Origin of the sequence: uncultured Mycobacterium sp., from assembly GCF_964249325.1 — a bacterium.
Lineage (GTDB): Bacteria > Actinomycetota > Actinomycetes > Mycobacteriales > Mycobacteriaceae > Mycobacterium.
In genome coordinates, this window is the sequence record NZ_CAXUCH010000014.1 from 7043 (window position 1) to 31894 (window position 24852).

The window sequence follows — 24852 nt, forward strand, 5'->3', positions numbered from 1 at the left end:
GGTAGCCTCACGGAGCATGAGTCCCACGCCCCGACGGCGGCCCGGGTCTGACGACCCGGTGGTTCACCGGGCGGCTGCGGGACCGCCTCGTCGCCGCGCTACCCTGGCGTCGTTGGCGGCCGAGCTCAAGGTCTCGCGGACCACAATCTCCAATGCCTACAACCGGCCCGATCAGCTCTCGGCCGACCTGCGGGAGCGGGTTCTGGCGGCCGCCAAACGCATGGGTTATCCCGGGCCCGATCCGGTGGCACGATCGCTTCGGACCCGCAAGGCCGGCGTGGTCGGTCTGGTGATGGCCGAACAGCTGACCTACTCGTTCAGCGATCCCGCGGCATTGAATTTCGTTGGGGGCTGGCTGAATCGTGCGAGGCGGTGGGCCAGGGCCTGCTGCTGGTAGCGGTCAGCCCGAACCGCAGTGTGGCCGACGGGACCGCAGCCGTGCTCGGCGCCGGCGTCAACGGCTTCGTGGTCTATTCGGTCTCCGAGGATGATCCGTACCTGCAGGTGGTGATGCAGCGTCGCCTGCCGGCTGTCGTGGTCGACCAGCCCAAGACGTCTCGGGCGTCTCGCGCGTCGGCATCGACGATCGAGCGGCGATGCGCGAGCTCGCCGACTATGTGCCCGCGCTGGGCCATCGCGAGATCGGGCTGCTGACCATGCGGCTGAGCCGGGACCGCCACCAGGGCCTGGTCGATCCGCAGCGTTTTGGTTCACCGACGTTTCATGTGCAAGCCGACCGCATCTACGGGGTCCGCGACGCGATGGCCGCCGCGGGCCTCGACCCAGATTCGCTGACCGTGGTGGAAGCCACGAGCACCAGCCCACGTCGGGCGGAACCGCCGCTGCGGCGGCGCTGGAAGCCAATCCGCGTATCACCGCGCTGATCTGTGCGGCCGACGTGCTGGCGCTATCGGCGATGGATCACCTTCGCGGCCGCGGCATTTACGCACCGGGTCAGATGACGATCACCGGATTCGACGGTGTGCCCGAGGCGATCCGCCGCGGCCTGACCACCGTGGCGCAGCCGAGCCTGGCGAAGGGTCGGCGCGCCGGCGAGCTGGTATTGACCCCGCCGCGCTCCGGGCTGCCGGTCGTCGAGGTGCTGGATACCGAATTGATCCGGGGCCGCACCGCCGGCCCGCCGGCCTAGCTCTGGTCGCACCGCGGGCCCGCCTGCCTTAAGGTCAGCTCTTGGCGTTCTCCTGGTCGCCGATCAACAGCCGCACAGCCAAATCCAGCCGCTTGCTGACGTCGGTGGCTGACGCCCGTCGGGTCAGCCAGGCCAGCAGGTTGGAAAGCCACACGTCCGAGATGACCCTAGCGATGTGGTACTGGTCTTCGGTCGGTTCACCGTCAGCCATCGCGCGGGCGAACATCGAATCGATCAGTTTCTCCACATGATCGACTTCACTGGCCGCGGAGGCGTCGGCGAAGACGTAGGCGCGGGTCATCGCCTCGGTCAGCAGCGGGTTCCGCTGCATTGCCCGGTTCAGTTTGCTGACCATGAAGTTCAGCCGCTGGTACGGGGTGCCGCCGGTCAGCGTGGAGCGGTCGTTCTTGGCGTCGATACGTTCGAACTCGCGGCCCAGCGCCGAGACCAGCAGATGGACCTTAGACGGGAAATACCGGTAGAGCGTACCCACCGCAACGTCTGCCCGGTCGGCCACCGCGCGCATCTGAACTGCCTCGTAGCCGCCCTTGGACGCGATGGCCATCGTCGCGTCCAGGATGCGCTTGCGCCGCTCGCGTTGCGCCTCGGAGCCCAGCTCGGATTCAGCAAGTACCGCCACGTTCATGACCTCGCGAGGTTGTGCGCTCGACGCGCGACCCGAGTCGGTGTTCGCTGACCCCGATGTGTCAGTGGACATTGGACGGGCAGCTCCTTCTTGTGGCGGTCTCGCTCAAAACGATACGCATGCGAAGCGTCGATTGCTCACCTCCGGGCGGCTGGTACACCGTCGTGTGCTGCTGCGATGGCGGTCGACTTGACGGTTGATCGCTGGCACTATTAGAACACGTTCTAGTCGACCGAGGAGCCTCAACGTGCCATCCACCATCACCGACGAACAGTTCTCGGCGCGTGAGTTGGTGCGCGATTGGGCTGCCGGGGCGGCCGCCGGGTCGCGTTCCAAGGCCGCGATCCGCGACATCGAACAGGGCAAAGCCGACGCCTGGCGGCCGGTTTACCACGGCCTGGCCGAACTCGGGTTGTTCGGTGTCGCGGTTCCGGAGGACTGCGGCGGTGCGGGCGGCCGCATCGAGGACCTCTGCGCGATGCTCGAGGAGGCCGCGAAGGCCTTGGTGCCCGGGCCGGTGGCGACGACGGCGCTGGCCACGCTGGTGGTCTCCGATCCCAACGTGCGCGGGCTGCTGGCATCCGGTGAACGCGTCGCCGGGATGGCCCTACACGCCGATGTGCACCTCGACACCGCTTCGCGCGCGTCGGGCACCGTGCCGTGGGCACTCGGTGCGACGGACGGCGGCCTGTTGCTGGTGCCGACCGACGGCAAGTGGCTGCTGGTCGACAGCGCCGACGACGGCGTCGAGGTTGAGCCGCTTGCGGCCACCGACTTCTCCCGCCCGCTGGCGCGTGTGGTGCTGACCTCGGCACCGGCGGTCGTGGTGGACGCCTCGGCGGAGCGGATCGAGGATCTGGCTGCCACTGTGGTCGCCGCCGAGGCGGCCGGGGTGACGCGCTGGGCGCTGGACACCGCCGTCGAATACGCCAAAGTGCGCGAGCAGTTCGGCAAGCCGATCGGCAGCTTCCAGGCGATCAAGCACATCTGCGCCGAAATGCTTTGCCGTGCAGAGCAAGTCGCGGTGGCCGCCGCCGACGCCGCGCACGCCGCAGCCGATCCCGACCCTGGACAGTTGTCGATCGCGGCGGCCATCGCCGCCAGCATCGGCATCGACGCCGCCAAAGCCAACGTCAAGGACTGCATCCAGGTGCTCGGCGGCATTGGCATCACCTGGGAACACGACGCGCACCTGTACCTGCGGCGGGCCTATGGCATCGGCCAGTTCCTCGGCGGCTCGCCACGGTGGCTGGGCCGCACCGCGGCACTGACCCAGGCCGGCGTCCGTCGCCAGCTGAGCATCGACCTCAGCGACGTCGCTCATCTGCGACCGCAAATCGCTGCAACGGTCGCCGAGATCGCCGCATTGCCAAAGAAAAAGCGGCAGGTTGCACTGGCCGAGGCCGGTCTGCTGGCGCCGCACTGGCTGGCGCCCTACGGGCGCGGAGCCTCACCGGCCGAGCAGCTGCTGATTGACCAGGAAATGTCGGCAGCCGGTGTCGAGCGGCCAGATCTGGCGATCGGTTGGTGGGCGGTGCCGACGATCCTCGAACATGGCACAGCAGAGCAGATCGAGCGCTTCGTGCCGGCGACGCTGCGTGGCGAAATCTTTTGGTGCCAAATGTTTTCCGAGCCCGGGGCCGGCTCCGATCTGGCGTCGCTGCGTACCAAGGCGGTGCGTTCCGAGGGCGGCTGGAAGCTGACCGGGCAAAAGGTGTGGACGTCGTCGGCGCATATAGCTCAATGGGGAGTGTGCCTGGCCCGCACCGACCCCGACGCGCCGAAACACAAGGGCATCACCTACTTCCTGGTCGACATGAGCTCGCCCGGCATCGTGATCCGGCCGCTGCGCGAAATCACCGGCGACGCCCTGTTCAACGAGGTCTTTCTAGAGGACGTATTCGTCCCCGACAAGATGGTCGTGGGCGCGGTCAACGACGGCTGGCGGTTGGCCCGCACCACCCTGGCCAATGAGCGGGTCGCGATGGCCACGGGCACCGCGCTGGGCAACCCGATGGAACAGCTGCTTGCCGCGGTGGCCGATCTGGACCTTGACGCCGCCCGTCAAGACCAGCTGGCGCGGTTGATCGTCGCCGCTCAAACCGGTGCGCTGCTCGACCAGCGCATCGTCGAGCTAGCGGTCGGCGGCAAGGACCCCGGCGCGGAGTCCAGCGTCCGCAAGCTCATCGGTGTGCGCTACCGGCAGGCGCTGGCCGAGTACCGGATGGACATCTCCGAGGGCGCCGGTGTGGTCGAAGACGCTGTGGTGCACGACTTCCTCAACACCCGCTGCCTGACGATCGCGGGGGGCACCGAGCAGATCCTGCTCACGCTGGCCGCCGAACGGTTGCTTGGCCTGCCGCGCTGATCGGGAAAACCCTTCTCCGCGAGACAGAAGCGGCGGTCGTCAACCCGACGCGTATCGCGACCGTGGGTTCTGTTTCGCGGGCCGGACCGCGCCGCGTCAGTCACCAGCCGCTTCATTCCGCTGCCGTTTCCTTCCCGTCGCCCGACCCTGCAGAATTTAACGCCGGGCTACTCGTCGTAGGTGACTTCGACCGAATCCGACTCCGGGTGCGACTGGCAGGCCAAAATGAGGCCTTCGTCGAGATCTTGCTGCTCGAGCACGTCGTTGACTTCCATGTTGACCTTGCCGCTGCGCAAAGTGCAGGCGCAGGCCCCGCAGTGACCTTCCCGGCACGAAAACGGTGCATCCAGCCCGCGGTCCAGCAACACGTCGAGCAGCTTGGCGCCGCGCGGCCACGACACAGTGTGCGTCTCGCCGTCGAGATGCACCACCGCCGTGGCTGGTGGCTCGTCGCCTTCGTCGTCGATCTTCACCGCAGCGAACGGATCGGTGTCCAGCGACCGGAACACTTCGATGTGGATGCGCTGCGCGGGCACGTTCAGTGATTCGAGCGCGTCGCGCACGGCCTGCATAAACGGGCCCGGCCCGCAGATGAACGCCTCGCGGTCGGTGTAGGGCGCGGCCAGTTTCGCCAGTGCCGCCGCGCTGGGCAGCCCCTGCAGCGACTCCAGCCAATGCACCACGGTCAGTCGGTCGGGATACTTGGCGGCCAACTCCCGCAACGCGTTGCCGAAGATCACCGAGCGCTCGTCGCGGTTGGCGTAGACCAGCACGACCTGCCCGCTGCCTTCGGACAGCGCCGACTTGCAGATCGACATGATCGGGGTGATGCCGCTGCCGGCGGCGAGCAGCAGGAAGTCGTCGTCGAGCGTCTTGGGCACGAAGTTGCCCGACGGAGCCAGCACGTGGATCCGCATGCCCGGGTGGGCGTGGTCGCACAGCCAGTTCGACGCATAGCCGTCCCTGTCGCGTTTGACGGTGACGGTCAGCGCGTCGTCGGTGAACGGTGAGCTGCACAGCGAGTAACAGCGGGCTACCGAGCCGGTGCGGTCGCTCGGGATGCGCAGGGTCAGAAATTGGCCGGGCGCATAGCGGAGCCGCTCCGCCGGAATGTCGGCACCGTCGGGCACGGCGAATACCAGCGAACGCGCCTCATCTGTCTCGGCGACCACATCGGCGACCTGCAGTTCCAGCACGTGGCTGCCGAGCGGCTCGTCGGGAACGTCGTCGGTCAAGGCACCGGCTTTCTCTTCTGACATAACTAGAACAGGTTACAGAAAAGTGGATTCCTGGCGCTACCAGCCGCAGGAATACCCTGCTCGACACAAATCGGAACGTGTTCTAGTCTCTGATTTAAATAGGCATCCAGGAGGAACCCGTGACGTCCATTGAACAACGTGACGCCCAATCGGTCCTAGACGGCATCGACGAACTGCTCCCCAAGCTGAGACAGCGGGCGCAGGAGACCGAAGACCTGCGGCGGTTGCCCGACGCGACCGTGAGCGAGCTTCAGGAAATCGGTTTCTTCAGGTTGCTGCAGCCCAAGCAGTGGGATGGCCTGGAATGTGACCCGACGCTGTTCTACGAGGCGGCTCGCCGACTGGCCAGCGCCTGCGGGTCCACGGGTTGGGTCGGCTCGATTGTCGGCGTGCACAACTGGCATCTGGCGCTGTTCGACCAGAAGGCCCAGGAGGAGGTCTGGGGCGAGGACACCAATGTGCGGATCTCGTCGTCGTATGCGCCGATGGGCGCGGGCACCGTGGTCGACGGCGGCTACCTGGTCAACGGTTCGTGGAACTGGTCGTCGGGATGTGACCATGCGACCTGGACGTTCGTCGGAGGACCGGTGATCAAAGACGGCCGGCCGGTGGACTTCGGCAGCTTTTTGATTCCGCGCAGCGAATACGAGATCGAGGACGTCTGGCATGTCGTCGGGCTGCGCGGAACGGGCAGCAACACCCTTCACGTCAAAGACGTCTTCGTGCCGCGCCACCGGTTCTTGTCGTACAGGGCGATGAACGACCACACCGCCGGCGGTCTTCAGACCAACACCGCGCCGGTGTACAAGATGCCATGGGGCACAATGCATCCCACTACTATCACGGCGCCGATCGTCGGTATGGCCTACGGTGCCTACGAGGCGCATGTGGAGCATCAGGGCAAGCGGGTGCGTGCGGCGTTCGCCGGTGAGAAGGCCAAGGACGACCCGTTCGCCAAAGTGCGTATCGCCGAGGCGGCCAGCGACATCGACGCGGCATGGCGCCAGCTGATCAGCAATGTCGGCGACGAGTACGCGCTGCTGGCGGCGGGCAGGGAAATCCCGTTCGCGCTGCGAGCCCGCGCCCGGCGCGACCAGGTGCGCGCCACCGGCCGCGCGATCGCTTCCATCGACCGGCTTTTCGAAGCCTCCGGTGCCACCGCGCTGGCCAACACCGCTCCCATCCAACGGTTCTGGCGCGACGCGCACGCCGGACGGGTGCACGCGGCCAACGACCCCGAGCGGGCCTACGTGATCTTCGGCAACCACGAATTCGGGCTGCCGCCCGGCGACACGATGGTCTGATGACCACTACTGAGGAGCTGACCTTCGAGTCCACCTCGCGCTACGCGCAGGTCGACGTCGAGGGGCCGTTGAAGCTGCACTACCACGAGGCCGGCGTCGGCAACCCGCAGACGGTGGTGCTGCTGCACGGCGGCGGTCCCGGGGCGTCGAGCTGGACCAACTTCTCCCGCAACATCGCGGTGTTCGCCCAGCACTTTCATGTGCTGGCTGTCGACCAACCCGGCTATGGTCACTCGGACAAACGCGCCGAGCATCCGCAGTTCAACCGTTACGCCGCAACAGCTTTGGAGGCCTTGTTCGACGAGCTCGGACTTGAGCGGGTGCCGCTGGTGGGCAACTCGCTGGGCGGCGGCACCGCGGTCCGGTTCGCTCTGGACTACCCGGACCGGGCCGGGCGACTCGTGCTGATGGGCCCGGGGGGCTTGAGCGTCAATCTGTTCGCGCCCGATCCGACCGAAGGCGTCAAGCGGCTCAACAAGTTCGCCATGGAACCGACCCGGGAAAACCTCGAGGCGTTTTTGCGGGTGATGGTCTACGACAAGAAGCTCATCACCCCCGAGCTGGTCGAGGCGCGGTATGCGCTGGCCAGCACCCCCGAGTCGCTGGCGGCGACCATGGCGATGGGAAAGTCGTTCGCCGGCGCAGACTTCGAGGCCGGGATGATGTGGCGCGAGGTGTACCGGCTGCGCCAGCCGGTATTGCTGATCTGGGGCCGTGAGGACCGGGTCAACCCGCTCGACGGCGCATTGGTGGCGTTGAAGACCATTCCGCGTGTACAGCTGCACGTTTTCGGGCAATGTGGACATTGGGCACAGGTGGAGAAATTCGACGAGTTCAACAAGCTCACAATTGACTTCCTCGGAGGTGCGTGATGGGTATCAGGTCACTGGGATATCTGCGCATCGAGGCCACCGACGTGGCGGCCTGGCGGGAGTACGGCCTGAAGGTCCTCGGCATGGTGGAGGGCTCTGGAACCACCGAGGGTGCCCTGTATCTGCGGATGGACGATTTCCCGGCCCGGCTGGTGATCGTGCCCGGTGAGCACGACCGGCTGGCTACGGCCGGCTGGGAATGCGCTAACGCCGAAGGGCTGCAGGAGATCCGGCATCGGCTCGACGTCGAAGGCGTGCCATACAAGGAGGCTACTGCCGCCGAACTGGCGGAGCGGCGTGTCGACGAGATGATCCAGTTCCAAGACCCGTCTGGCAACTGCCTGGAGGTCTTTCACGGCGCCGCGCTCGAGCACCGCCGGGTGGTCAGCCCGTACGGGCATAAGTTCGTCACCGGCGAGCAGGGGCTGGGCCATGTGGTGCTGTCCACCCGCGACGACATCGAGGCGCTGCACTTCTACCGGGATGTGCTCGGCTTCAAGCTGCGTGACTCGATGCGGCTACCACCGCAGCTGGTAGGCCGCCCCGCTGACGGACCGCCGGCTTGGCTGCGGTTCTTCGGCTGCAACCCGCGCCACCACAGCCTGGCGTTTCTGCCGATGCCGACCCCGAGCGGCATCGTGCATTTGATGGTCGAAGTCGAAAACGCCGACGACGTCGGACTCTGCCTGGACCGCGCGCGGCGGCGCAAGGTGCCGATGTCAGCCACGCTGGGCCGGCACGTCAACGACCTGATGCTGTCCTTCTATATGAAGACGCCAAGCGGATTCGACGTCGAATTCGGTTGCGAGGGAAGACAAGTCGACGACCAGGACTGGATCGCCCGGGAGAGCACGGCGGTCAGCCTGTGGGGCCACGACTTCACGGTCGGCGCGCGCGGCCAGTAATGACAGCCGCGCCGATTGATTCGCGCACCTTCCGGCAGGTGCTCGGTCAGTTCTGCACCGGCATCACGATCATCACCACCATGCACGACGACACCCCGGTGGGCTTCGCGTGCCAATCCTTCGCTGCGTTGTCGCTTGATCCACCGCTGGTGCTGTTCTGCCCCACCAAGGTGTCGCGGACCTGGCAGGCCGTCGAGGCCAGCGGGAAATTCTGCGTCAACATCCTGCACGAGCAGCAACAGCACATCTCGGCGCGGTTCGGCTCGAAGGAACCGGACAAGTTCGCCGGAATCGACTGGCACCCTTCCGAACTCGGCTCACCCGTCATCGACGGCGCACTGGCGCACATCGATTGCACGGTGGCGTCGGTGCACGACGGGGGAGATCACTTCGTGGTGTTCGGTGCGGTGCAGTCCCTTTCGGAGGTGCCCAAGACCAAGCCTCGGCCACTGTTGTTCTATCGCGGTGAGTACACCGGCATCGAGCCCGAGAAGAACACGCCCGCGCAGTGGCGCGACGACTTGGAGGCGTTTCTCACCACCACCACGCAGGACACCTGGCTCTGAGCCCTGCGCTTCGCCGATCAATCGAAGGGGCCCCGCCACCGCAGGCCCGGAAAACGGGCGAACGCGCGGTCTGTGGTGATCCACGTTGCGCCGTTCTCGATTGCGAGGGCGGCATGATAGGCGTCGGGAACTGTGTTGGCTTCGCCCCGACTTCGGTGCACAGCGAATCGAAAATGGCCCAATGTCGTGGCCCTGGCCGTAATGCGATAGCGGTCGGCCCCGCCCGGAGCGCGCGGCACGCGTCGAGCGCCTGGGCTGTCGAGCTCGGTTGCCGAAATACTCGATGGTTGGTGATCAGCCGGATAACGCTGGACAGCACGAGTTCGCTTATGCCGACGGGTTCATCGCCGGTGAGGACGTCGCCGACCCACGTCCGGTACGCGTCGTGATCGATGCTGTCTTGGCGGATGGCATAAACGCAGACGTTCACGTCAAGGAGCAGCATTGTCGCCCATCAGCTCGGCCAAGGCTTCTTTGGCCTCCAGGTCCACGCCCGGCTGCAACCCGCCGGCGCCGTGCGTCGGCAGCCGAAACTGTTCGCGAGCCGCTTGCTCGCTGTTACGGCGGAACATCGCCCGCAACGCGTCATCGATAACTGCCCCAAGCGATCGACTTGTTCTAGCGGCGAGAACCTTGGCCTCAGCGAGTAGATGCTCGTCGATATTAACAGTAGTGCGCACGTGTGCATCATATCATCGCTTCGATGCATCATGATGCGGACTGGGCCCTCTCGTCACACATCGGCCCGCTGTCCGGTCAACCGGGTGAGACGAGATGTCACGGGAGGCAGAACCATGAGACCTTTGAGTAAGGCAGCGCGGGCGTACCTGGTCACGCTGACGGCCCTGGTCGGACTGGCCAATGTCGGGATCGGAATCTGGTGTTTGGCCGCCCCCGGATCGTTCGCCGAATTCGTGAGATTCGAAGCGCACGAGCATTTTCTGCATGACATCGGCGCGTTCCAGCTGGGGCTGGGCGCGACGCTGCTCCTCGCGCTCATCTGGGCCGACGCATTGGCCACTGCGCTGGCCGGATTCATCGTGGCGAATACGGTGCACACGGTGAACCATGTGATCGACCTCGACCTCGGCGGGTCGGCCGCGCAAGCATGGGTGCTCGGTGTGGTCTCGGTAGCGCTTGTCGGGGCTTTCGTGTTGCGGCTCCGTCAACTCGGCTATGTTCTGGGCGCGGTGACCGCCGCAACGGATCCGAGGCTGGCTTCGTTCGTGCGGCAGAAGACGATCAGGCTGACCACTTTTCGCAAGGATGGCAGCCCCGGCACCAGCCCGGTGAGCATCGTGGTCGACGGAGACCGGGCGTACTTCCGCAGTTTCGAGCGGGCGGTCAAGGTCCGCCGGATACGGCGGAACCCCGGCGTCGAATTCGGGTCGGCGACAGTATCAGGCAAGCCGACCGGGCCGATGCAACCCGGTCGAGTGCGGCTACTGGAGGGCGCCGAGTACCAGGCAGCCGGCCGCCTGCTGCGGCGCAAGTACCCCGTCCTGCACGGCGTGGTGGTGCCGTTGCTGCATCGACTGATGCGTCGGAAGTACGGCCGCACAGTTCACGCCGAATTGATTCCGTCGGCTTCGCCCGGTTAGCCCAGCCACGGGCCAATCCGGCGCAGCGCCTCCTCGATATCGGATTTTGGTCCGGCGAACGATACGCGGACGAACGACCCACCACGCACGGTGTCGAAGTCGATGCCCGGCGCGATCGCGACCCCGGTGTCGCACAACAGCTTCTCGCAAAACTGTAGTGAGTCGGTGGTGTAGTCCGACACGTCGGCGTAGACGTAAAAGGCGCCGTCAGTAGGAGCAAGCCGATCAATCCCGATCTCCCGCAACCCATCCAACAGAAGTCGACGGTTGACCGCGTACTCATGGAGATGACCGTCTGCTTCGGCGACCGACTCGGCCGTGAATGCCGCGATCGCGGCGTACTGCGACAGCACGGGAGGGCAGATGGTGAAGTTGCCGGTCAGACAGTCCACCGCGCGGCGCAGCTCCGGCGGCACCAGCCGCCAACCAATGCTTTTCGGGAGGTTTCCCAGGCGCAACTGGTCTCCGGCGCGCCTTCGTAAACCAGGCCGTGGTAGACCTCATCGCTGATCAGCTGCACCCCGGAGTCCTCGCACCAGGATGCGATGGCCGCCAGCTCCGCCGGTGGGATGACGGTACCGGTTGGGTTGGCCGGGCTGGCCACCACCACACCGCGCGGCGGCGGGTCGAGCGCGGCCAACATCGCGACGGTCGGCTGAAAGCGCGTATCGGGGCCGCACGGCATATCCACCACCTCGCAACCCAAGGCGGAAAGGATGTTTCGGTAGCATGGGTAGCCGGGGCTGGTGACCACGACGCGGTCGCCGACGTCGAAGCACGCCAGGAATGCGAGCAGAAAACCGCCCGACGAGCCGGTGGTGATGATGACGTCGTCGGGCTCGACGGTGATGCCATGGCGCGGCATATATTTCTGTGCGATCGCGCTGCGGAGTTCCGGAATACCGAGCGCCACCGTGTAACCCAGCGGGCCGCTGTCCAACGCCGCTTTGGCAGCGGCGCGCACCGGCGCCGGCGCTCCCGCGCTCGGTTGACCCGCCGACAAGTTCACCAGGTCGCCGTGCGTGCGCTGGCGCTCGGCCGCCGCCAGCCAAACATCCATCACGTAAAACGGCGGGATGCCGGCGCGCAGTGCGACAGAACCGTTCACGTGTTGCTATTCAACACTTCCCGCTCGAGTCGGCGCAGCTGATCGCGCGGCGGCCCGAGCAGCTGAGAAGTGCCGTGTGCGCGTTTGAAGTAGAGGTGCATGTCGTGTTCCCAGGTGATCGCGATGCCGCCGTGCAGCTGGATGCCCTCGGCGGCCACCCTGCTGAACGCCTCGCTCGCGGCGACGCGGGCCAGGGCCGCCGCCGTCGCCGACGGCTGCGCCACGGCGTCGTTGACCACTGCGCGGGCGGCCTGCACCGCGACATACAGGTCGGCCATCCGGTGCTTGAGCGCCTGGAAGCTGCCGATGGGCCGGCCGAACTGCACCCGTTGCTTGGTGTAGTCGACGGTCAGCTCCAGGCAACGGGTGGCCGCGCCGATCTGTTCGGCGGCCAACAGGATCGCCGCGATGTCGCCGATGCCCGGATTGTCGCCTAGCGGCGCGGTGCTGTGCGGTGTGATGCGGCCCAGCCGGCGAGTCGGATCCATGGTCTCGACGCGTTCGGTGCTGAACTCGGTCCACCGGGTGAGTGTGTCCCCGGTGCACTCGACGACGATGTCGGCGATGTCGCCGTTGACCACGTAGTCGGGGTCGAACACCACAGCGCCGATCGCGGTGCCCTCGGCCAGCGCCGCCAGCGCGTTGGCGTCGGGCTCGTCAGCGGCGAGCAGCGCGAGCTCGGCCAGCGTGGTGCCCAGCAACGGGGTAGGCACCAGGCCCTTGCCGAGCTCCTCGACGACGATCGCGGCATCGGCCAAGACGCCGCCCGCGCCGCCGAACTCTTCCGGTACCACCAGCGCAGCCGCGCCGACTTGCTCGCACAGCAGCCGCCACAGCGATTCGTCGTAGCCGCGCTCGGATTCCATGGCCGTCCGCACTGCCTCCGGACCGGCGTGCTTGGCCACCAGCGCAGCGACGGTCTCGCGCAGCAGTTCCCGTTCGTCTGTCATGGGCGCCGCTCCTCATCGCTGGGCTCTGCATCGTCGCCGGCGCGTGTCACGTCAACGCCTCCAGCACCCGTCGCCGATGCACAGCCGGATCACCCCAGGCCGGTCGCAGCGCCTGCACCCGCAGCAACCACAACGACAAATCATGTTCGGCGGTAAAGCCGATCGCGCCGTGGGTTTGCAGCGCCGACCGGGCGGCCAGCAGCGCGGCGTCGGCGGCCGCTACCTTGGCGGCACTGACGTCGCGGCGGGCGTCAGGCGATTTGTCGGCGAGCGACAGCGCGGCGCCGTAGATCAGCGGGCGAGCCAACTCCACGGCGATATGCACGTCGGCCAGCTTGTGCTTGATCGCCTGATACGAGCCGATCACCCGCCCGAACTGGCTGCGCTGCTTGGCGTAGTCGACGGCCGCGTCCAGCAGTGCCTGCCCGGCACCGACCAGTTGCGCGGCGGTGGCCAGCGCGCCGAACTCGTAGGCGCGCGCGACGTCGGCGGTCCATCCGTCGCCATCCGCTTCCACGTCGAACAGGCGCCGGCTGGGATCGATGCACTCGTGACGCGCGCCGACGTGCGCCTCACTAACCCGGCCATCGCCGGCCAACAGCACCAGCCCGGCTGCATCGGCGTCCAGCGCCCGCGGGATCTGTGGCGGCAGCGCGACCGTTGCGATCAACTCACCGGCTGCCAGTGCCGCACACCGCGCGTCGTCGGTCATCAGAATCGGAGCTACGGCAACCGATTCCGTAACAGGTCCCGGCACGCACCAGCGGCCGAGCCGCTCCAGCGCGACGACGAGGTCCACCGGGTGGGCGTCGATGCCGTCGAACCTCTCCGGCACCAGCAACGCGGTCACACCGAGGTCGGTGAGCTGTGCCCACACCTTGCGGCCGGGCCCGGTGTCGCCGGCGGCCCAGGCGCGCACCGCGCCCGGCATATCGGCTGCGGCCAGCGCGGCGTCGATGCTCGCCGCCAAGTCGCGCTCCTGTGCCTCCAGCTCGAATTTCATCGTGCCTTCTCCCGGGGCAGGCCCAGCAGCCGCTCGGCGATGATGTTGCGCTGAATCTCGTTGCTGCCGGCGTAGATCGGGCCACCCAGTGCGAACAGCAAGCCGTCGCTCCACGCATCGGCCAGCTCGCCGTCGGCGCCGCGGATCTCCAGCGCAGTCTGGTGCAGCGCGAAATCAAGGTCGGACCAGAACACTTTGGTCACCGAGGACTCGGCACCCAGTTCGCCGCCCTGGGCCAGCCGGGTCACCGTGCCGAACGTATGCAGCCGGTAGGCCTGCGCCTTGATCCACGCGTCGGCAACCTGGTCACCGAAGGCACTGTCGCCGCCGGCTTTCCACAACTGAACCAGGCGCTCGGCGGCGGCCAGGAAACGCGCCGGGCTGCGCAGCGACATGCCGCGTTCGTTGCTCGACGTGCTCATCGCCGCTCGCCAGCCCTCGTTCACCTCGCCGATCACGTCACGGTCGGGCACGAACACGTCGTCGAGGAAGATCTCGCCGAAACCGGTGTCGCCGTTCAGCTGCTTGATCGGGCGCACGGTGACAGCGTCGGCGCGCAGGTCGAACATGAAGTAGGTCAGGCCGCGGTGCCGCTCGGCGGCGGGATCCGAGCGGAACAACCCGAAAGCCCTGTCGCCGAACGGCGCCCGCGAGCTCCAGATCTTCTGACCGTTCAGCAGCCAGCCGCCGTCGGTGCGGGTGGCCGTCGACCGCAGCGACGCCAGGTCGCTACCCGATTCGGGTTCGGACCAGGCTTGCGCCCAGATCTCCTCACCGCTGGCCATCTTGGGCAAGACCCGATCCAGCTGCTCCTGAGTGCCGTGGGCAAACAACGTCGGCGCCAGCATCGACGTGCCGTTGGCGCTGGCCCGGCCCGGCGCGCCCGCGCGGAAGTACTCTTCTTCGAAAACCACCCACTGCAACAGCGTCGCGTCGCGGCCGCCGTACTTTCGCGGCCAGGTGATCACCGACAGCCCGGCGTCGAAAAGCACCCTGTCCCAACGCCGGTGCTGCTCGAAACCTTCGGCCGTGTCGTAGGACTTGGTGGGAAACGACGCCTTGTTGGCCGTCAAGAACTCCCGCACCTCACGCTGGAAAGCCAGCGTTTCGTCGTCGAAATCAAGGTCCATCTATGGCATCTTTCGCAGTAGGGGCTTGACCACCTTGCCGCCCGCGTTGCGGGGCAGCTCCTCGACAAACCGCACCGAGCGGGGCGTCTTGAAGTTCGCCAGGTGCTCTCGCGTGTAAGCGATCACCGCCTGCTCGTTCAGACCGGATCCCGGCCGCATCACCACGAATGCGCGGCCGACTTCACCGAGCCGCTCGTCGGGCACTCCGATCACCGCGGCATCCGCCACACCGTCCAACCGAAGCAGCACCTGCTCGACCTCGGCGGGGTATACGTTGAACCCGCCGCAGATGTACATGTCCTTGAGCCGGTCGGTGATCACCAGATTGCCTGCGGCGTCGAGTGTTCCGACGTCACCGGTGTGCAGCCAGCCCTCGGCATCGATGGTCGCCGCGGTGGCCTCGGGATCGTCGAGGTAGCCCAGCATGACGTTGGGTCCGCGCAGCAACACCTCGTTCTGTAGGCCGATCCGCAGCTCGAAATCGGCGATGGGGCGCCCACAGGTGGTGGCGACCGTGACGGGGTCGTCGTCAGCGCGGCACATGGTGCCGAACCCGTTGGATTCGGTCAGGCCGTAGGCGGTCAGCACGATGTCGATGTCCAGCTCGCTTTGCATCCGCTCGATCAACACCACCGGCACCGTGGCCGCACCGGTGACCGCGAACCGCAGTGAGCTCAGGTCGTATTCGCCGCGCGCGGGATGGTCGAGCAGCGTTTGATAGATGGTCGGCGGGCCGGGGAGCACCGTGATGCGGTGCTCGGTCACCGCCCGCATCGCCCGCCTCGGCTCGAAGGTCAGTTGCGGAAACAACGTGGCGCCGGTCTGCAGGCAGGCCAAAATGCCGGCTTTGTAACCGAAGTTGTGGAAGAACGGGTTGATGCACAGGTAGCGGTCGTCGCTGGTGATCTTGCCGCAGGCCGCCCACGCCGCCGATCCGGATAGCGACTGCCGGTGGGCACACAGCACCCCTTTGCTGCGGCCGGTGGTACCGGAGGTGAACAGGATGTCGGAGACGTCGTCGGGGCGCACCGCTGCCGCGCGGGCGTCGGCGGCCTCGAGGTCCACGCCGCCTGCGACGAACTCGTTCCACGTGCCGTCATTCCGGTCTACCGGCACCCGCACGATGTGACGCAAATCGGGCAGCGCGGCCTGGTCGAGCGCAGCGAGCTTGTCGGCTCCGAGGAACTCGCCCATACCGATCAGCAGGGGCGCGCCCGTGCGCGCCAGGATGTCGGCGGCCTCGGCAGCGGTGTAGCGGGTATTGATCGGCACCATCGTCGCGCCGGCGTAATGCGTGGCCAGGCAGGCGACCACCCAATGCCAGGTGTTGGGCGACCAGATCGCCACCCGGTCACCAGCCCCGACCCCGAGGCTGATCATCGCGGCCGCAGCCCGGCGGACCTCCTCGCGCAGTTGGCCGAAGGTGAGTGTGCGATCAGGCGTGACCAGCGCTGCATGGTCGGGGAGCTCGCGCGCGATGCGATCCACTACCGCAGGAATGGTCTGCGGCTGGCTCGACATCGACGCTCCTCTGGATTTTTAGTGCTCGGCACGTCCGCTGCCGCCGGCGAAATCCACGCTCCCTAACAAAGCAAGTGCTTGGTAGGTTAGCCTACAGGGATGCAGGACGTCGAGGAGTTCCGGGCTGAGGTCCGCGAGTGGCTCGCCGAGAACCTGGTCGGCGAATTCGCCAAGCTGAAGGGACTCGGCGGTCCGGGGCGCGAGCACGAGGCGTTCGAAGAGCGGCGGGCCTGGAACCAGCAGCTGGCGAAGGCGGGCCTGACCTGTCTGGGTTGGCCGGTCGAGCACGGTGGCCGAGGCCTGTCGGTGGCGCACCGGGTGGCGTTTTACGAGGAGTATGCGATCGCCGACGCGCCCGCCAAGGTCAACCATTTCGGTGAAGAACTGCTCGGGCCGACGCTGATCGCCTACGGCACACCCGAACAGCAGCAGCGGTTTTTGCCGATGATCCTCGACGTCACCGAGTTGTGGTGTCAGGGCTACTCGGAGCCCGGCGCGGGCAGCGACCTGGCCAACGTGTCCACCACCGCGGTGCTCGACGCCGACCAATGGGTGATCAACGGGCAGAAAGTGTGGACGTCGCTGGCGCACTGGGCGCAATGGTGTTTCGTGCTGGCGCGCACCGAAAAGGGCTCCAAGCGCCACGCCGGGCTGTCATATCTCCTGGTTCCGCTCGATCAGCCCGGGGTGCAGATCCGTCCGATCGTGCAATTGACCGGCGACTCGGAGTTCAACGAGGTGTTCTTCGACGACGCCCGCACCGACGCCGACCTGGTAGTCGGCGCACCCGGCGACGGGTGGCGAGTCGCGATGGGCACGCTGACGTTCGAGCGCGGTGTTTCGACACTGGGCCAACAGATCGTCTACGCGCGCGAGCTGAACAGCATCGTGGAGCTGGCCAAGCGCACCGGCGCCGCCGAGGACCCGCTGATCCGGGAACGGCTGACGCGCTCCTGGGCGGGCCTGCGAGCAATGCGCTCCTATGCCTTGGCCACCATGGATGTCGAACAGCCTGGACAGGACAACGTCTCAAAGTTGTTGTGGGCCAACTGGCATCGCGAACTCGGCGAGATCGCGATGGAGGTGCGGGGCCAGCCGGGCATGGTCTTGGACGGCGGCGACTTCGACGAGTGGCAGCGGCTCTACCTGTTCACCCGGGCCGCCACCATCTACGGCGGCTCCAACGAGATCCAGCGCAACATCATTGCCGAGCGGGTGCTCGGCCTGCCCCGAGAGGTCAAAGGATGACGCTTGCCGTCCCGCCGAAAGAGGTTGTTGGACACGGGCTTTTGAACGGTAAGGTCGTCGTAGTCACGGCGGCAGCCGGCACCGGCATCGGATCGGCCACCGCGCGGCGCGCGTTGATGGAGGGCGCCGACGTCGTCGTCTCCGATCACCACCAACGACGCCTCGGTGAGACGGCTCAGCAACTATCCGCCCTTGGACTGGGCCGCGTTGAGCATGTGCTGTGCGACGTCACCTCCAGCGTGCAGGTCGACGCCCTGATCGCGTCGACCACCGCGAGGATGGGCCGCATGGACGTGCTCGTCAACAACGCCGGCCTCGGCGGGCAGACCCCGGTGGTCGACATGACCGACGAGGAATGGGACCGGGTCTTGGATGTGACGCTGACGTCGGTGTTCCGGGCCACCCGGGCGGCGCTGGGCTACTTCCGCGAGGCCGATCACGGCGGGGTGATCGTCAACAACGCCAGCGTGCTGGGCTGGCGGGCCCAGCACTCGCAAGCGCACTATGCAGCGGCCAAAGCCGGGGTGATGGCGTTGACGCGTTGCAGCGCAATCGAAGCCGTGGAATACGGGGTGCGGATCAACGCGGTGTCGCCCAGCATCGCCCGGCACAAGTTTCTGGACAAGACATCGTCGCCGGAGCTACTGGAGCGGTTGTCGGCCCAGGAGGCGTTCGGCCGCTCCGCTGAACCGTGGGAAGTAGCGGCGACCATTGCGTTTTTAGCCAGCGACTACTCCAGTTACCTGACTGGAGAAGTGATTTCGGTATCGAGCCAACACCCATGAATCGGCGCGACGAACTTCTGGAACTGGCGGCGACGATGTTTGCCGAACGTGGCTTGCGCGCAACCACGGTACGCGACATCGCCGATGGTGCCGGCATCCTGTCGGGCAGCCTCTATCACCATTTCTCTTCCAAGGAAGAGATGGTCGACGAAGTGCTGCGCGGCTTCCTGGACTGGCTGTTCAACCGCTACCAGGAGATCATCGACACCAAACCCAACCCGCTGGAGCGACTCAAGGGGCTGTTCATGGCGTCGTTCGACGCGATCGAGCACCGCCACGCCCAGGTCGTCATCTACCAGGACGAGGCCAAGCGGCTGTCTTCGCAGCCGCGGTTCTCCTACATCGAGGACCTCAACAAGAAGCAGCGCCAAATGTGGGTCGACGTTCTGCATCAAGGAATTGAAGAGGGATATTTCCGGCCCGACCTCGACGTCGACCTGGTCTACCGGTTCATCCGCGACACCACCTGGGTGTCGGTGCGCTGGTATCAACCCGGCGGGCCGCTCACCGCTGAACAGGTCGGCCGGCAGTATCTCGCCATCGTCCTAGGCGGAATCACCGCGAACAGAAAAGGAGTCTGACATGGCTGAAGTTTCCCAGGCCTACGTGATCGACGCGGTACGTACCGCGGTGGGCAAGCGCAACGGATCGCTGGCCGGCGTACATACAATCGACCTGGGGGCGACGGCTTTTCACGGCCTTTTCGACCGCGTCGACGTCGACCCTGCCGCGATCGACGACGTAATCGTCGGTTGCGTCGATGCCATCGGCGGGCAGGCCGGAAACATCGGCCGGCAGGCGTGGCTGGCTGCGGGCTACCCGGAGGAGGTTCCTGGAGTCACCGTCGACCGCCAATGCGGCTCCAGCCAGCAGGCAATTTCATTTGGAGCGCAAGCCATTATGTCGAACACCGCGGATCTGATCCTGGCCGGCGGCATCCAAAACATGAGCCAAATCCCGATCGCCGCGGCGATGGAAGTCGGCAAGCAGTTCGGCTTCACCACGCCTACCGCGGAGTCGAAGGGGTGGCAGCATCGCTACGGCGACGAGGAGATATCGCAGTTCCGCGGCGCGGAATTGATCGCCGAGCGGTGGAATCTTTCGCGGGAGGAGATGGAACGCTACGCGCTGTCCAGCCATCAGCGGGCACTCGCGGCCATCCGCGCCGGGCACTTCGACAACGAGATCGTCGCGGTCGGTGATTTCCGCATCGACGAAGGGCCGCGCGAGTCGTCGCTGGAGAAGATGGCCTCGCTGCCGACGCTGCGTGAGGGCGGCCGCCTGACCGCGGCGCTGGCCAGCCAGATCTCCGACGGCGCCAGCGCCGTGCTGCTGGCCTCGGAGCAGGCGGTCAAAGACCACAAGCTCACCCCACGGGCGCGCATCCACCACATCAGCGCGCGCGGCGCCGATCCGGTGTTTATGCTGACCGGCCCGATTCCGGCCACCCGCTACGCCTTGGAGAAGACTGGGCTGTCGATCGACGACATCGACGTCGTCGAGATCAACGAGGCGTTCGCGCCGGTCGTCATGGCCTGGCTCAAAGAGATCAAGGCCGACCCGGAAAAGGTCAACCCCAACGGCGGCGCGATCGCGCTGGGTCATCCGCTGGGCGCCACCGGTGCCAAACTTTTCGCCACCATGCTCAACGAACTGGAGCGCACCGGCGGCCGCTACGGGCTGCAGACGATGTGCGAGGGCGGCGGCACCGCCAACGTCACGATCATCGAGCGGCTGTAATCCGTTTCTGCGGCGGGTGTGAAACTCACGACGCATCATCGGCGTGTCGCGTCGTCAGATTCACAGTCGCGCGCCTGTCGGTGGCGATTGGCAGCATTGCGGCATGACAGAACTGCCATGGCCGTTTCTCGGCTCTGAAGCCCTGGCGGCGAAGGCCATCCCGGAACGGGCGATGCGCTCGCTATATGAGCCGGTCTACCCAGGCGTCTACGTACCTGAAGGCGTCGACCTGACCGCGGGCCAGCGTGCGGAGGCGGCATGGCTGTGGTCACGACGACGCGGGATTGTCGCCGGACAGTCGGCGGCGGCGCTGCTGGGCACCAAGTGGGTGGATCCGCTGGCCTCGGCGGAGCTGGTATACGACAATCGTCATCCACCGGCCGGTATCACAGTGCACAACGACGCTTTGTTGCCCAACGAGATAGCCGAAGTTGGCGCCATGTCGGTAACCAGCGCTGCACGAACAGCATTCGACATCGGGCGCCGAACGACTTCCCGGTTGCAAGCCGTCCAGCGACTCGATGCGCTGATGAATGTCACCGATGTCAAGGCCAACGACGTGGAGGCCGTCATCGCCGAACATCCAGGTGTGCGCGGCTTGGTTCGGCTCCGGCAGGTGCTGCCGCTGGCTGATGGCGGCGCAGAATCGCCGCAGGAGACGCGGACCCGTCTGGTGTTGATCGATGCCGGACTTCCGAGACCACAAACGCAGATCGCCGTGTACGACGAATACGGCGACTTCGTTGCGCGCATCGATATGGGCTATGAGGAATACCGTGTGGGTATCGAGTACGACGGGCTCCAGCACTGGCTGAATCCCGAGCAGCGCGCCCGCGACATCGATCGGCAAACCGCCTTGCTCGATCTGGGCTGGGTGATTGTCAGGGTAAGTAGTGAGTTGCTCCGATACCGGCAGGGCACTGTGATCGCTCGAGTGGTAGCCGCAATGCGAGCCGCGGGATGGCGTCCCTGATCGACTGTGAACCTCACGACGGGTTGTCGGCGTGTCGCGTCGGCTAGTTCACCGTCGAGTGGCTGATCTACTCCACCAGCGCCGACGCCGCACGGAGGTGCTTGATCGCGTCGCTGACAATCGTTTGGATCAACTCCGCGCACGACGGCAGATCCTCGAGGATGCCGGCCACCTGGCCGGACGCCAGCACCCCGGCTTCGGTATTGCCTTCAACCAGCCCGGCTTTCAACAGCATCGGGGTGTTGGCCGCCATCACCACCTGGGACCAGGTCATTTCCTTGCCGTGACGCATCGCCAACCCGTCGCGGATCATCGACCGCCACGTCATCTGCGACATCTTCTTGAACCTCGCAGCATTCAGCATCGCTGCAGTGAAACCCCTTGCCCGCGAGCCGCTTTCAAGTTTCTCGACCAGCTCCGTGCGCAGCACGCGGTGCGGCATGCCGTCGACGCGGGTGGTAACCACGGTGCCGTCCAAGCCCGCTTGCAGATAGCGGCGTTTGACCGCGTCGGGCACGGTCGAGTCGGAGGTGAGCAGAAATCGGGTGCCCATCGCCACCCCGGCCGCGCCGTAACACAACGCCGCCGCCAGGCCGCGGCCGTCGAAGAAGCCACCCGCCGCAATTACTGGGATACCTGTCTCATTTAAGGCGTCCAGCACCGACGGCAACAGCAGGGTGGTCGCGACGGGGCCGGTGTGTCCGCCGCCTTCGCCGCCCTGCACGATTACCGCGTCGACGCCCCAGTAGGCCACCTTGCGGGCATGCTTGGCTGCGCCCACCGACGGGATCACCACGACACCGGCCTCTTTCAGGCGAGTGATCAACTCCTGCTTGGGTGCCAGCGCAAATGACGCCACCTTCACGCCTTCGCGGATCATCAGGTCGACCCGCTCGCCGGCGTCGGCGGCGTCGGCGCGGATGTTGACGCCGAACGGCTTGTCGGTGGCGGCTTTGACCTTGCCGATCGCGGCGGCCAACTCGTCGAGGGTCATCGTGGCCGACGCCAAGATCCCCAGCCCGCCCGCATTGGCGGTGGCCGATACCAGCCGCGCACCGGCCACCCAGCCCATGCCGGTCTGGACCACCGGGTGCTCGACGCCGACCAGCTCCGTCAGCGGTGTGCGCAGCCTCATAGCCACCGCCGACGATGCAGAGCAAAGCGATGAGGAGGCGGAATCATCATGACCTTACCTCTTTGTCGCGCAACGACTTGGGGTCGAGGACGTCCCGGATCAGGTGCAACTCGTCCTCGGAAGGCGGCCTGGTTTCCTCGGCCTCGTCAAGCCCATGCACCTCGAACGACGTTGCCTCACGGACGTCGTCCGGGCGGACACCCGGGTGCAGGCTCAGCGCCCGCATGCTGTGATTGGGCCCGCCGAAGTCGAAGACGCCCAAGTTGGACACGACGCGGTAGACGTTGACGAACCGGAACGCCGGATTGTCCGGATCGATCTTGTCGTAGCCGATTCCGGACACCACGTCGACGGCGCCGCAGAACACCCGCGGCGAATGGTTGCCGACCCAATAGCTGGTGGCGTGATTGATGGTGTTGCCGGGCGCGCCGCGCACACCGAACATCTGCCGGGTCGGGCGCTGCAACGGCCCGAAAGCGGAGATGTTCTGATTGCCGTAGCGGTCAACCTGGTTGGCGCCCATCACCACATGCCGCCTTCCCCACGCCAGTGTCTCGAACACCCGGCCGAACGGCATCCAGCCCTCGATCGCGCCGGAACCCCCCAAGGCCGGGGTGTCGGCCAGCAGTTGGGCCTCCCCGTCGGTCAGCAAGATGTCGGGCGAAAACGTCAACCGGGCCAGCCGCGCGCCGATCAAGGCCACGGTCGTCATCGGGCTGATCAGGATCTCGCCGGCGTCGCGAAACAGCTCGGCGCACGCCATTACGCAGACTTCTGCTCGGCTGATCATGACGCTCCCCCAAACCGGCGTACCGCCGCTTGATAGTCGGATTCACTGCCGGCCAAATAGGTCGCCGCGAACTCCCGCCAACTGTCCTCAGTTGCGGCAGCCTCCACGTAATGGCGCTGGAACTTCTCGTCGCGGCCGTAGTCCGGCGCGGCGGTGGTGAAGTGGGCACCGCCGGGTGCCTCCACGACGGCGTCGACCATCATCCGGTTCACCAGCAGGGCCTGCGGTGGCACCGACTTGACCAGCTCCTCGGTCGTCACCACGCGCTCCACCGAAACAAAGCGTCTCTCGGCGGCCATCAGATACAGGTCGTCGAAGTAGGGGTCGATGCCGGTGTAGGCCGCGTTGCCTTGGGCATCACCGAGATTGAGATGCACGAACGCGGCGTCCAACCGCAATGCCGGCATCGCGATCAACGTCTCGTACCCGCCGCCCGGCGCCGGATAGGGCGAGCGGACCGTGGCCAACTCGCCCTCCCAGAAGTCGACGACTGAGCTACCCAGGCCGGCGCGGATCGGCAAAAACGGCAACCTTTGTGCTGCGGCCTGCAGCCCGCAGCGCAGCATGCCTTCGTCCATCTCCCGGGCCTGAATCGAACCGCTGGTACGCGCCTTGGCGAACCACGGGTCGTAGAACGGCGGCGAATCCAGCGACACGAAGCCGTAGTAGACGCGGCGCACCTTGTCGGCAGAACACAGCAGCCCGATGTCCGGCCCGCCGTAGGTGACCACGGTCAAATCGGTGATGTCCGAACGTAAGATCGCGCGCACGAACGCCATTGGTTTGCGTCGCGATCCCCAGCCGCCGATGCCGATAGTCATGCCGCTGCGCAGTTCAGCGACGGCCTCATCCAGGCTGGTCAACTTGCTTACTGTCATTTACCGCCTCCTCCTCATCGCTTCGCTCTGCATCGTCGGCGGCGGCTATGACTTCTTCCCCGACTTTGTGGTGCCGGCGAACGCGTCACGGTGTTCGTCGGAAACTCCGGCGAGGTTGAGCTCGAACGTAAAGCCTTGTTCCATGCGGTAACTGGAGTTCACATGCTGCACGTCGATGAAGTTCAGCGCCTCTTTGGCGGCTCGGATGACCCGGGTGTCCTTGGCGGCGATGTCGCGCGCCACCCGTAACGCGGCCTCGTCCAACTGGTCTCGAGGCACCACCTCGTGCACCGAACCGAAGTGGTGCAAGGTGGCGGCGTCGACGGTAGCGGCGGTGAAAAACAGCCGACGCATCATGTGCTGGGGCACCAGCCGAGACAGATGTGTCGCCGCTCCCAGCGCGCCCCGCTCGACTTCCGGCAGCCCGAACGTGGCGTCGTCGGAGGCCACGATGACATCGGAGTTGCCGACCAATCCGATGCCGCCTCCGACACAGAATCCGTTCACGGCGGCGATCACCGGCACCGCGCATTCGTAGACTGCTTTGAAAGCCGCAAAGCAGCCGCGGTTGGCGTCGATCAGCGCGGTGAATCCTTCACTGCGCTGCATCTCCTTGATGTCGACCCCGGCGTTGAAGCCGCGGCCCTCGGCCCGCAGGATCACCACATGGGTGTCCGGCTCGCGGCCCGCAGCAGTCACAGCGTCGGCGAGTTCGAACCAACCGCGCGACGGGATGGCGTTGACCGGCGGATAGTCGACGCTAACCGCGACTATGCCCGGCCCTGGGATGGTGGACGTGATCGGCATGGCACTTCCTGGGTCGACTACCTAAGCAAGCACTTGCTTGGTACGCTAGCACAGTGACCCGCGCCGAAGGAGACCCTGAGTTCAACTTGGGACTGGCCGGGCGGGTAGTGCTG

At 66.2% G+C, this 24852-nt stretch carries 23 protein-coding genes and 4 pseudogenes (1 of these 27 running past the window's edge); 13 read left to right on the forward strand and 14 right to left on the reverse strand.

Annotated elements, in window-relative coordinates:
* Positions 1–58: 58 nt before the first annotated feature.
* Positions 59–1150, forward strand: a pseudogene (locus ACFE99_RS03605) (substrate-binding domain-containing protein).
* A gap of 34 nt (positions 1151–1184) precedes the next feature.
* Here ACFE99_RS03605 and kstR read toward each other — a convergent pair.
* The gene (gene kstR / locus ACFE99_RS03610; RefSeq protein WP_375482556.1) at positions 1185–1790 is read right to left on the reverse strand and encodes a cholesterol catabolism transcriptional regulator KstR; all 606 of its coding nucleotides are present in this window, start codon (positions 1788–1790) and stop codon (positions 1185–1187) included.
* 253 nt (positions 1791–2043) lie between these two features.
* Here kstR and ACFE99_RS03615 point away from each other — a divergent pair, with 253 nt between their 5' ends.
* Positions 2044–4164, forward strand: coding sequence for an acyl-CoA dehydrogenase family protein (locus tag ACFE99_RS03615; protein ID WP_375482494.1), 2121 nt, complete (start codon positions 2044–2046; stop codon positions 4162–4164).
* 167 nt (positions 4165–4331) lie between these two features.
* Here the strand turns inward: ACFE99_RS03615 and ACFE99_RS03620 are convergent, their stop codons facing one another.
* On the reverse strand, positions 4332–5423 hold the full coding sequence (locus tag ACFE99_RS03620; RefSeq protein ID WP_375482496.1) for a 2Fe-2S iron-sulfur cluster-binding protein: 1092 nt from the start codon (positions 5421–5423) through the stop codon (positions 4332–4334).
* A gap of 119 nt (positions 5424–5542) precedes the next feature.
* Here ACFE99_RS03620 and hsaA point away from each other — a divergent pair, with 119 nt between their 5' ends.
* The 4 genes from hsaA to hsaB are packed head-to-tail and all read left to right on the forward strand — an operon-like array spanning position 5543 to position 9070.
* Positions 5543–6727 (forward strand): 3-hydroxy-9,10-secoandrosta-1,3,5(10)-triene-9,17-dione monooxygenase oxygenase subunit, encoded by a 1185-nt coding sequence (hsaA, locus tag ACFE99_RS03625; RefSeq protein ID WP_375482498.1) that lies wholly within the window; start codon positions 5543–5545, stop codon positions 6725–6727.
* Complete coding sequence (gene hsaD / locus ACFE99_RS03630) at positions 6727–7599, forward strand: 4,5:9,10-diseco-3-hydroxy-5,9,17-trioxoandrosta-1(10),2-diene-4-oate hydrolase (RefSeq protein ID WP_375482500.1); 873 nt, start codon at positions 6727–6729, stop codon at positions 7597–7599. Before hsaA ends, hsaD begins: the two co-directional genes overlap by 1 nt.
* Positions 7599–8504: an iron-dependent extradiol dioxygenase HsaC gene (gene hsaC / locus ACFE99_RS03635; RefSeq protein WP_375482502.1), complete on the forward strand. Its 906-nt coding sequence runs from the start codon at positions 7599–7601 to the stop codon at positions 8502–8504. Before hsaD ends, hsaC begins: the two co-directional genes overlap by 1 nt.
* Positions 8504–9070: a 3-hydroxy-9,10-secoandrosta-1,3,5(10)-triene-9,17-dione monooxygenase reductase subunit gene (gene hsaB / locus ACFE99_RS03640; RefSeq protein WP_375482504.1), complete on the forward strand. Its 567-nt coding sequence runs from the start codon at positions 8504–8506 to the stop codon at positions 9068–9070. Before hsaC ends, hsaB begins: the two co-directional genes overlap by 1 nt.
* 17 nt (positions 9071–9087) lie before the next feature.
* On the opposite strand, the gene ACFE99_RS03645 is transcribed toward hsaB, so the two are convergent.
* The 3 genes and pseudogenes from ACFE99_RS03645 to ACFE99_RS03655 all read right to left on the reverse strand — a co-directional run bounded on the left by ACFE99_RS03645 (position 9088) and on the right by ACFE99_RS03655 (position 9750).
* Positions 9088–9309: a PIN domain-containing protein gene (locus ACFE99_RS03645; RefSeq protein ID WP_375482506.1), complete on the reverse strand. Its 222-nt coding sequence runs from the start codon at positions 9307–9309 to the stop codon at positions 9088–9090.
* Positions 9261–9515 (reverse strand): annotated as a pseudogene (locus ACFE99_RS03650) (VapC toxin family PIN domain ribonuclease); the annotation flags it as partial. The pseudogene ACFE99_RS03650 and the gene ACFE99_RS03645, both read right to left, overlap by 49 nt.
* The gene (locus ACFE99_RS03655; RefSeq protein WP_375482508.1) at positions 9502–9750 is read right to left on the reverse strand and encodes a type II toxin-antitoxin system VapB family antitoxin; all 249 of its coding nucleotides are present in this window, start codon (positions 9748–9750) and stop codon (positions 9502–9504) included. The gene ACFE99_RS03655 and the pseudogene ACFE99_RS03650, both read right to left, overlap by 14 nt.
* A gap of 114 nt (positions 9751–9864) precedes the next feature.
* Between ACFE99_RS03655 and ACFE99_RS03660 the strand changes: the two genes are divergently transcribed.
* Complete coding sequence (locus ACFE99_RS03660) at positions 9865–10671, forward strand: PPOX class F420-dependent oxidoreductase (protein WP_375482510.1); 807 nt, start codon at positions 9865–9867, stop codon at positions 10669–10671.
* Here ACFE99_RS03660 and ACFE99_RS03665 read toward each other — a convergent pair.
* From ACFE99_RS03665 to fadD3, 5 genes and pseudogenes are all read right to left on the reverse strand, one after another.
* Positions 10668–11779, reverse strand: a pseudogene (locus ACFE99_RS03665) (pyridoxal phosphate-dependent aminotransferase). The gene ACFE99_RS03660 and the pseudogene ACFE99_RS03665 overlap by 4 nt on opposite strands.
* A complete protein-coding gene (locus tag ACFE99_RS03670; protein ID WP_375482512.1) occupies positions 11776–12729 on the reverse strand; it encodes an acyl-CoA dehydrogenase family protein in 954 nt (317 codons plus the stop codon). The pseudogene ACFE99_RS03665 and the gene ACFE99_RS03670 overlap by 4 nt, the downstream one beginning before the upstream one ends.
* A 46-nt stretch (positions 12730–12775) precedes the next feature.
* The gene (locus tag ACFE99_RS03675) at positions 12776–13732 is read right to left on the reverse strand and encodes an acyl-CoA dehydrogenase family protein (protein ID WP_375482514.1); all 957 of its coding nucleotides are present in this window, start codon (positions 13730–13732) and stop codon (positions 12776–12778) included.
* Entirely contained in the window at positions 13729–14862 is a 1134-nt protein-coding gene (locus ACFE99_RS03680) for an acyl-CoA dehydrogenase family protein (RefSeq protein WP_375482516.1), read from the reverse strand. Before ACFE99_RS03680 ends, ACFE99_RS03675 begins: the two co-directional genes overlap by 4 nt.
* Entirely contained in the window at positions 14863–16383 is a 1521-nt protein-coding gene (gene fadD3, locus ACFE99_RS03685) for a 3-((3aS,4S,7aS)-7a-methyl-1,5-dioxo-octahydro-1H-inden-4-yl)propanoate--CoA ligase FadD3 (RefSeq protein ID WP_375482518.1), read from the reverse strand.
* A gap of 99 nt (positions 16384–16482) precedes the next feature.
* Between fadD3 and ipdE1 the strand changes: the two genes are divergently transcribed.
* The 5 genes from ipdE1 (at position 16483) to ACFE99_RS03710 (ending at position 21129) form a co-directional block, all read left to right on the forward strand.
* On the forward strand, positions 16483–17631 hold the full coding sequence (gene ipdE1, locus ACFE99_RS03690; protein ID WP_375482520.1) for an acyl-CoA dehydrogenase IpdE1: 1149 nt from the start codon (positions 16483–16485) through the stop codon (positions 17629–17631).
* Positions 17628–18416 carry a (5R,7aS)-5-hydroxy-7a-methyl-1-oxo-2,3,5,6,7,7a-hexahydro-1H-indene-carboxyl-CoA reductase gene (gene ipdF, locus ACFE99_RS03695; RefSeq protein WP_375482522.1) on the forward strand — a complete coding sequence of 263 codons (789 nt, stop codon included), beginning with the start codon at positions 17628–17630 and terminating at the stop codon, positions 18414–18416. Before ipdE1 ends, ipdF begins: the two co-directional genes overlap by 4 nt.
* Positions 18413–18997 (forward strand): TetR family transcriptional regulator KstR2, encoded by a 585-nt coding sequence (kstR2, locus tag ACFE99_RS03700; protein ID WP_375482524.1) that lies wholly within the window; start codon positions 18413–18415, stop codon positions 18995–18997. Before ipdF ends, kstR2 begins: the two co-directional genes overlap by 4 nt.
* Before the next feature lies 1 nt (position 18998).
* Positions 18999–20156, forward strand: coding sequence for a steroid 3-ketoacyl-CoA thiolase FadA6 (gene fadA6 / locus ACFE99_RS03705; RefSeq protein WP_375482526.1), 1158 nt, complete (start codon positions 18999–19001; stop codon positions 20154–20156).
* A 103-nt stretch (positions 20157–20259) separates the two neighbouring features.
* On the forward strand, positions 20260–21129 hold the full coding sequence (locus ACFE99_RS03710; protein ID WP_375482528.1) for an endonuclease domain-containing protein: 870 nt from the start codon (positions 20260–20262) through the stop codon (positions 21127–21129).
* Positions 21130–21196: 67 nt separating this feature from the next.
* On the opposite strand, the gene ipdC is transcribed toward ACFE99_RS03710, so the two are convergent.
* From ipdC to echA20, 4 genes are read right to left on the reverse strand one after another with little or no spacing between them, the layout of a single operon-like run.
* Entirely contained in the window at positions 21197–22264 is a 1068-nt protein-coding gene (ipdC, locus tag ACFE99_RS03715) for a (3aS,4S,5R,7aS)-5-hydroxy-7a-methyl-1-oxo-octahydro-1H-indene-4-carboxyl-CoA dehydrogenase (RefSeq protein WP_375482530.1), read from the reverse strand.
* Positions 22265–22310: 46 nt separating this feature from the next.
* Positions 22311–23054, reverse strand: a complete 744-nt coding sequence (gene ipdB, locus ACFE99_RS03720; RefSeq protein WP_375482532.1) for a cholesterol ring-cleaving hydrolase subunit IpdB — start codon at positions 23052–23054, stop codon at positions 22311–22313.
* On the reverse strand, positions 23051–23932 hold the full coding sequence (ipdA, locus tag ACFE99_RS03725) for a cholesterol ring-cleaving hydrolase subunit IpdA (RefSeq protein WP_375482534.1): 882 nt from the start codon (positions 23930–23932) through the stop codon (positions 23051–23053). The genes ipdB and ipdA overlap by 4 nt, the downstream gene beginning before the upstream one ends.
* A 45-nt stretch (positions 23933–23977) precedes the next feature.
* Complete coding sequence (echA20, locus tag ACFE99_RS03730) at positions 23978–24739, reverse strand: (7aS)-7a-methyl-1,5-dioxo-2,3,5,6,7,7a-hexahydro-1H-indene-carboxyl-CoA hydrolase (RefSeq protein WP_375482536.1); 762 nt, start codon at positions 24737–24739, stop codon at positions 23978–23980.
* A 53-nt stretch (positions 24740–24792) separates the two neighbouring features.
* Between echA20 and ACFE99_RS03735 the strand changes: the two are divergent.
* A pseudogene (locus ACFE99_RS03735) lies at positions 24793–24852 on the forward strand (SDR family oxidoreductase); it runs 719 nt beyond the window's last position.

Coding starts and splice junctions, on each gene's coding strand:
- ipdA (WP_375482534.1), bottom strand. CDS start 23,932: ATGACAGTAAGCAAGTTGACCAGCCTGGATGAGGCCGTCGCTGAACTG.
- echA20 (WP_375482536.1), bottom strand. CDS start 24,739: ATGCCGATCACGTCCACCATCCCAGGGCCGGGCATAGTCGCGGTTAGC.
- kstR2 (WP_375482524.1), top strand. CDS start 18,413: ATGAATCGGCGCGACGAACTTCTGGAACTGGCGGCGACGATGTTTGCC.
- ipdF (WP_375482522.1), top strand. CDS start 17,628: ATGACGCTTGCCGTCCCGCCGAAAGAGGTTGTTGGACACGGGCTTTTG.
- fadD3 (WP_375482518.1), bottom strand. CDS start 16,383: ATGTCGAGCCAGCCGCAGACCATTCCTGCGGTAGTGGATCGCATCGCG.
- fadA6 (WP_375482526.1), top strand. CDS start 18,999: ATGGCTGAAGTTTCCCAGGCCTACGTGATCGACGCGGTACGTACCGCG.
- hsaD (WP_375482500.1), top strand. CDS start 6,727: ATGACCACTACTGAGGAGCTGACCTTCGAGTCCACCTCGCGCTACGCG.
- ACFE99_RS03675 (WP_375482514.1), bottom strand. CDS start 13,732: ATGAAATTCGAGCTGGAGGCACAGGAGCGCGACTTGGCGGCGAGCATC.
- hsaC (WP_375482502.1), top strand. CDS start 7,599: ATGGGTATCAGGTCACTGGGATATCTGCGCATCGAGGCCACCGACGTG.
- ipdC (WP_375482530.1), bottom strand. CDS start 22,264: ATGAGGCTGCGCACACCGCTGACGGAGCTGGTCGGCGTCGAGCACCCG.
- ACFE99_RS03660 (WP_375482510.1), top strand. CDS start 9,865: ATGAGACCTTTGAGTAAGGCAGCGCGGGCGTACCTGGTCACGCTGACG.
- ipdE1 (WP_375482520.1), top strand. CDS start 16,483: ATGCAGGACGTCGAGGAGTTCCGGGCTGAGGTCCGCGAGTGGCTCGCC.
- ACFE99_RS03680 (WP_375482516.1), bottom strand. CDS start 14,862: ATGGACCTTGATTTCGACGACGAAACGCTGGCTTTCCAGCGTGAGGTG.
- ipdB (WP_375482532.1), bottom strand. CDS start 23,054: ATGATCAGCCGAGCAGAAGTCTGCGTAATGGCGTGCGCCGAGCTGTTT.
- hsaB (WP_375482504.1), top strand. CDS start 8,504: ATGACAGCCGCGCCGATTGATTCGCGCACCTTCCGGCAGGTGCTCGGT.
- ACFE99_RS03620 (WP_375482496.1), bottom strand. CDS start 5,423: ATGTCAGAAGAGAAAGCCGGTGCCTTGACCGACGACGTTCCCGACGAG.
- ACFE99_RS03670 (WP_375482512.1), bottom strand. CDS start 12,729: ATGACAGACGAACGGGAACTGCTGCGCGAGACCGTCGCTGCGCTGGTG.
- ACFE99_RS03710 (WP_375482528.1), top strand. CDS start 20,260: ATGACAGAACTGCCATGGCCGTTTCTCGGCTCTGAAGCCCTGGCGGCG.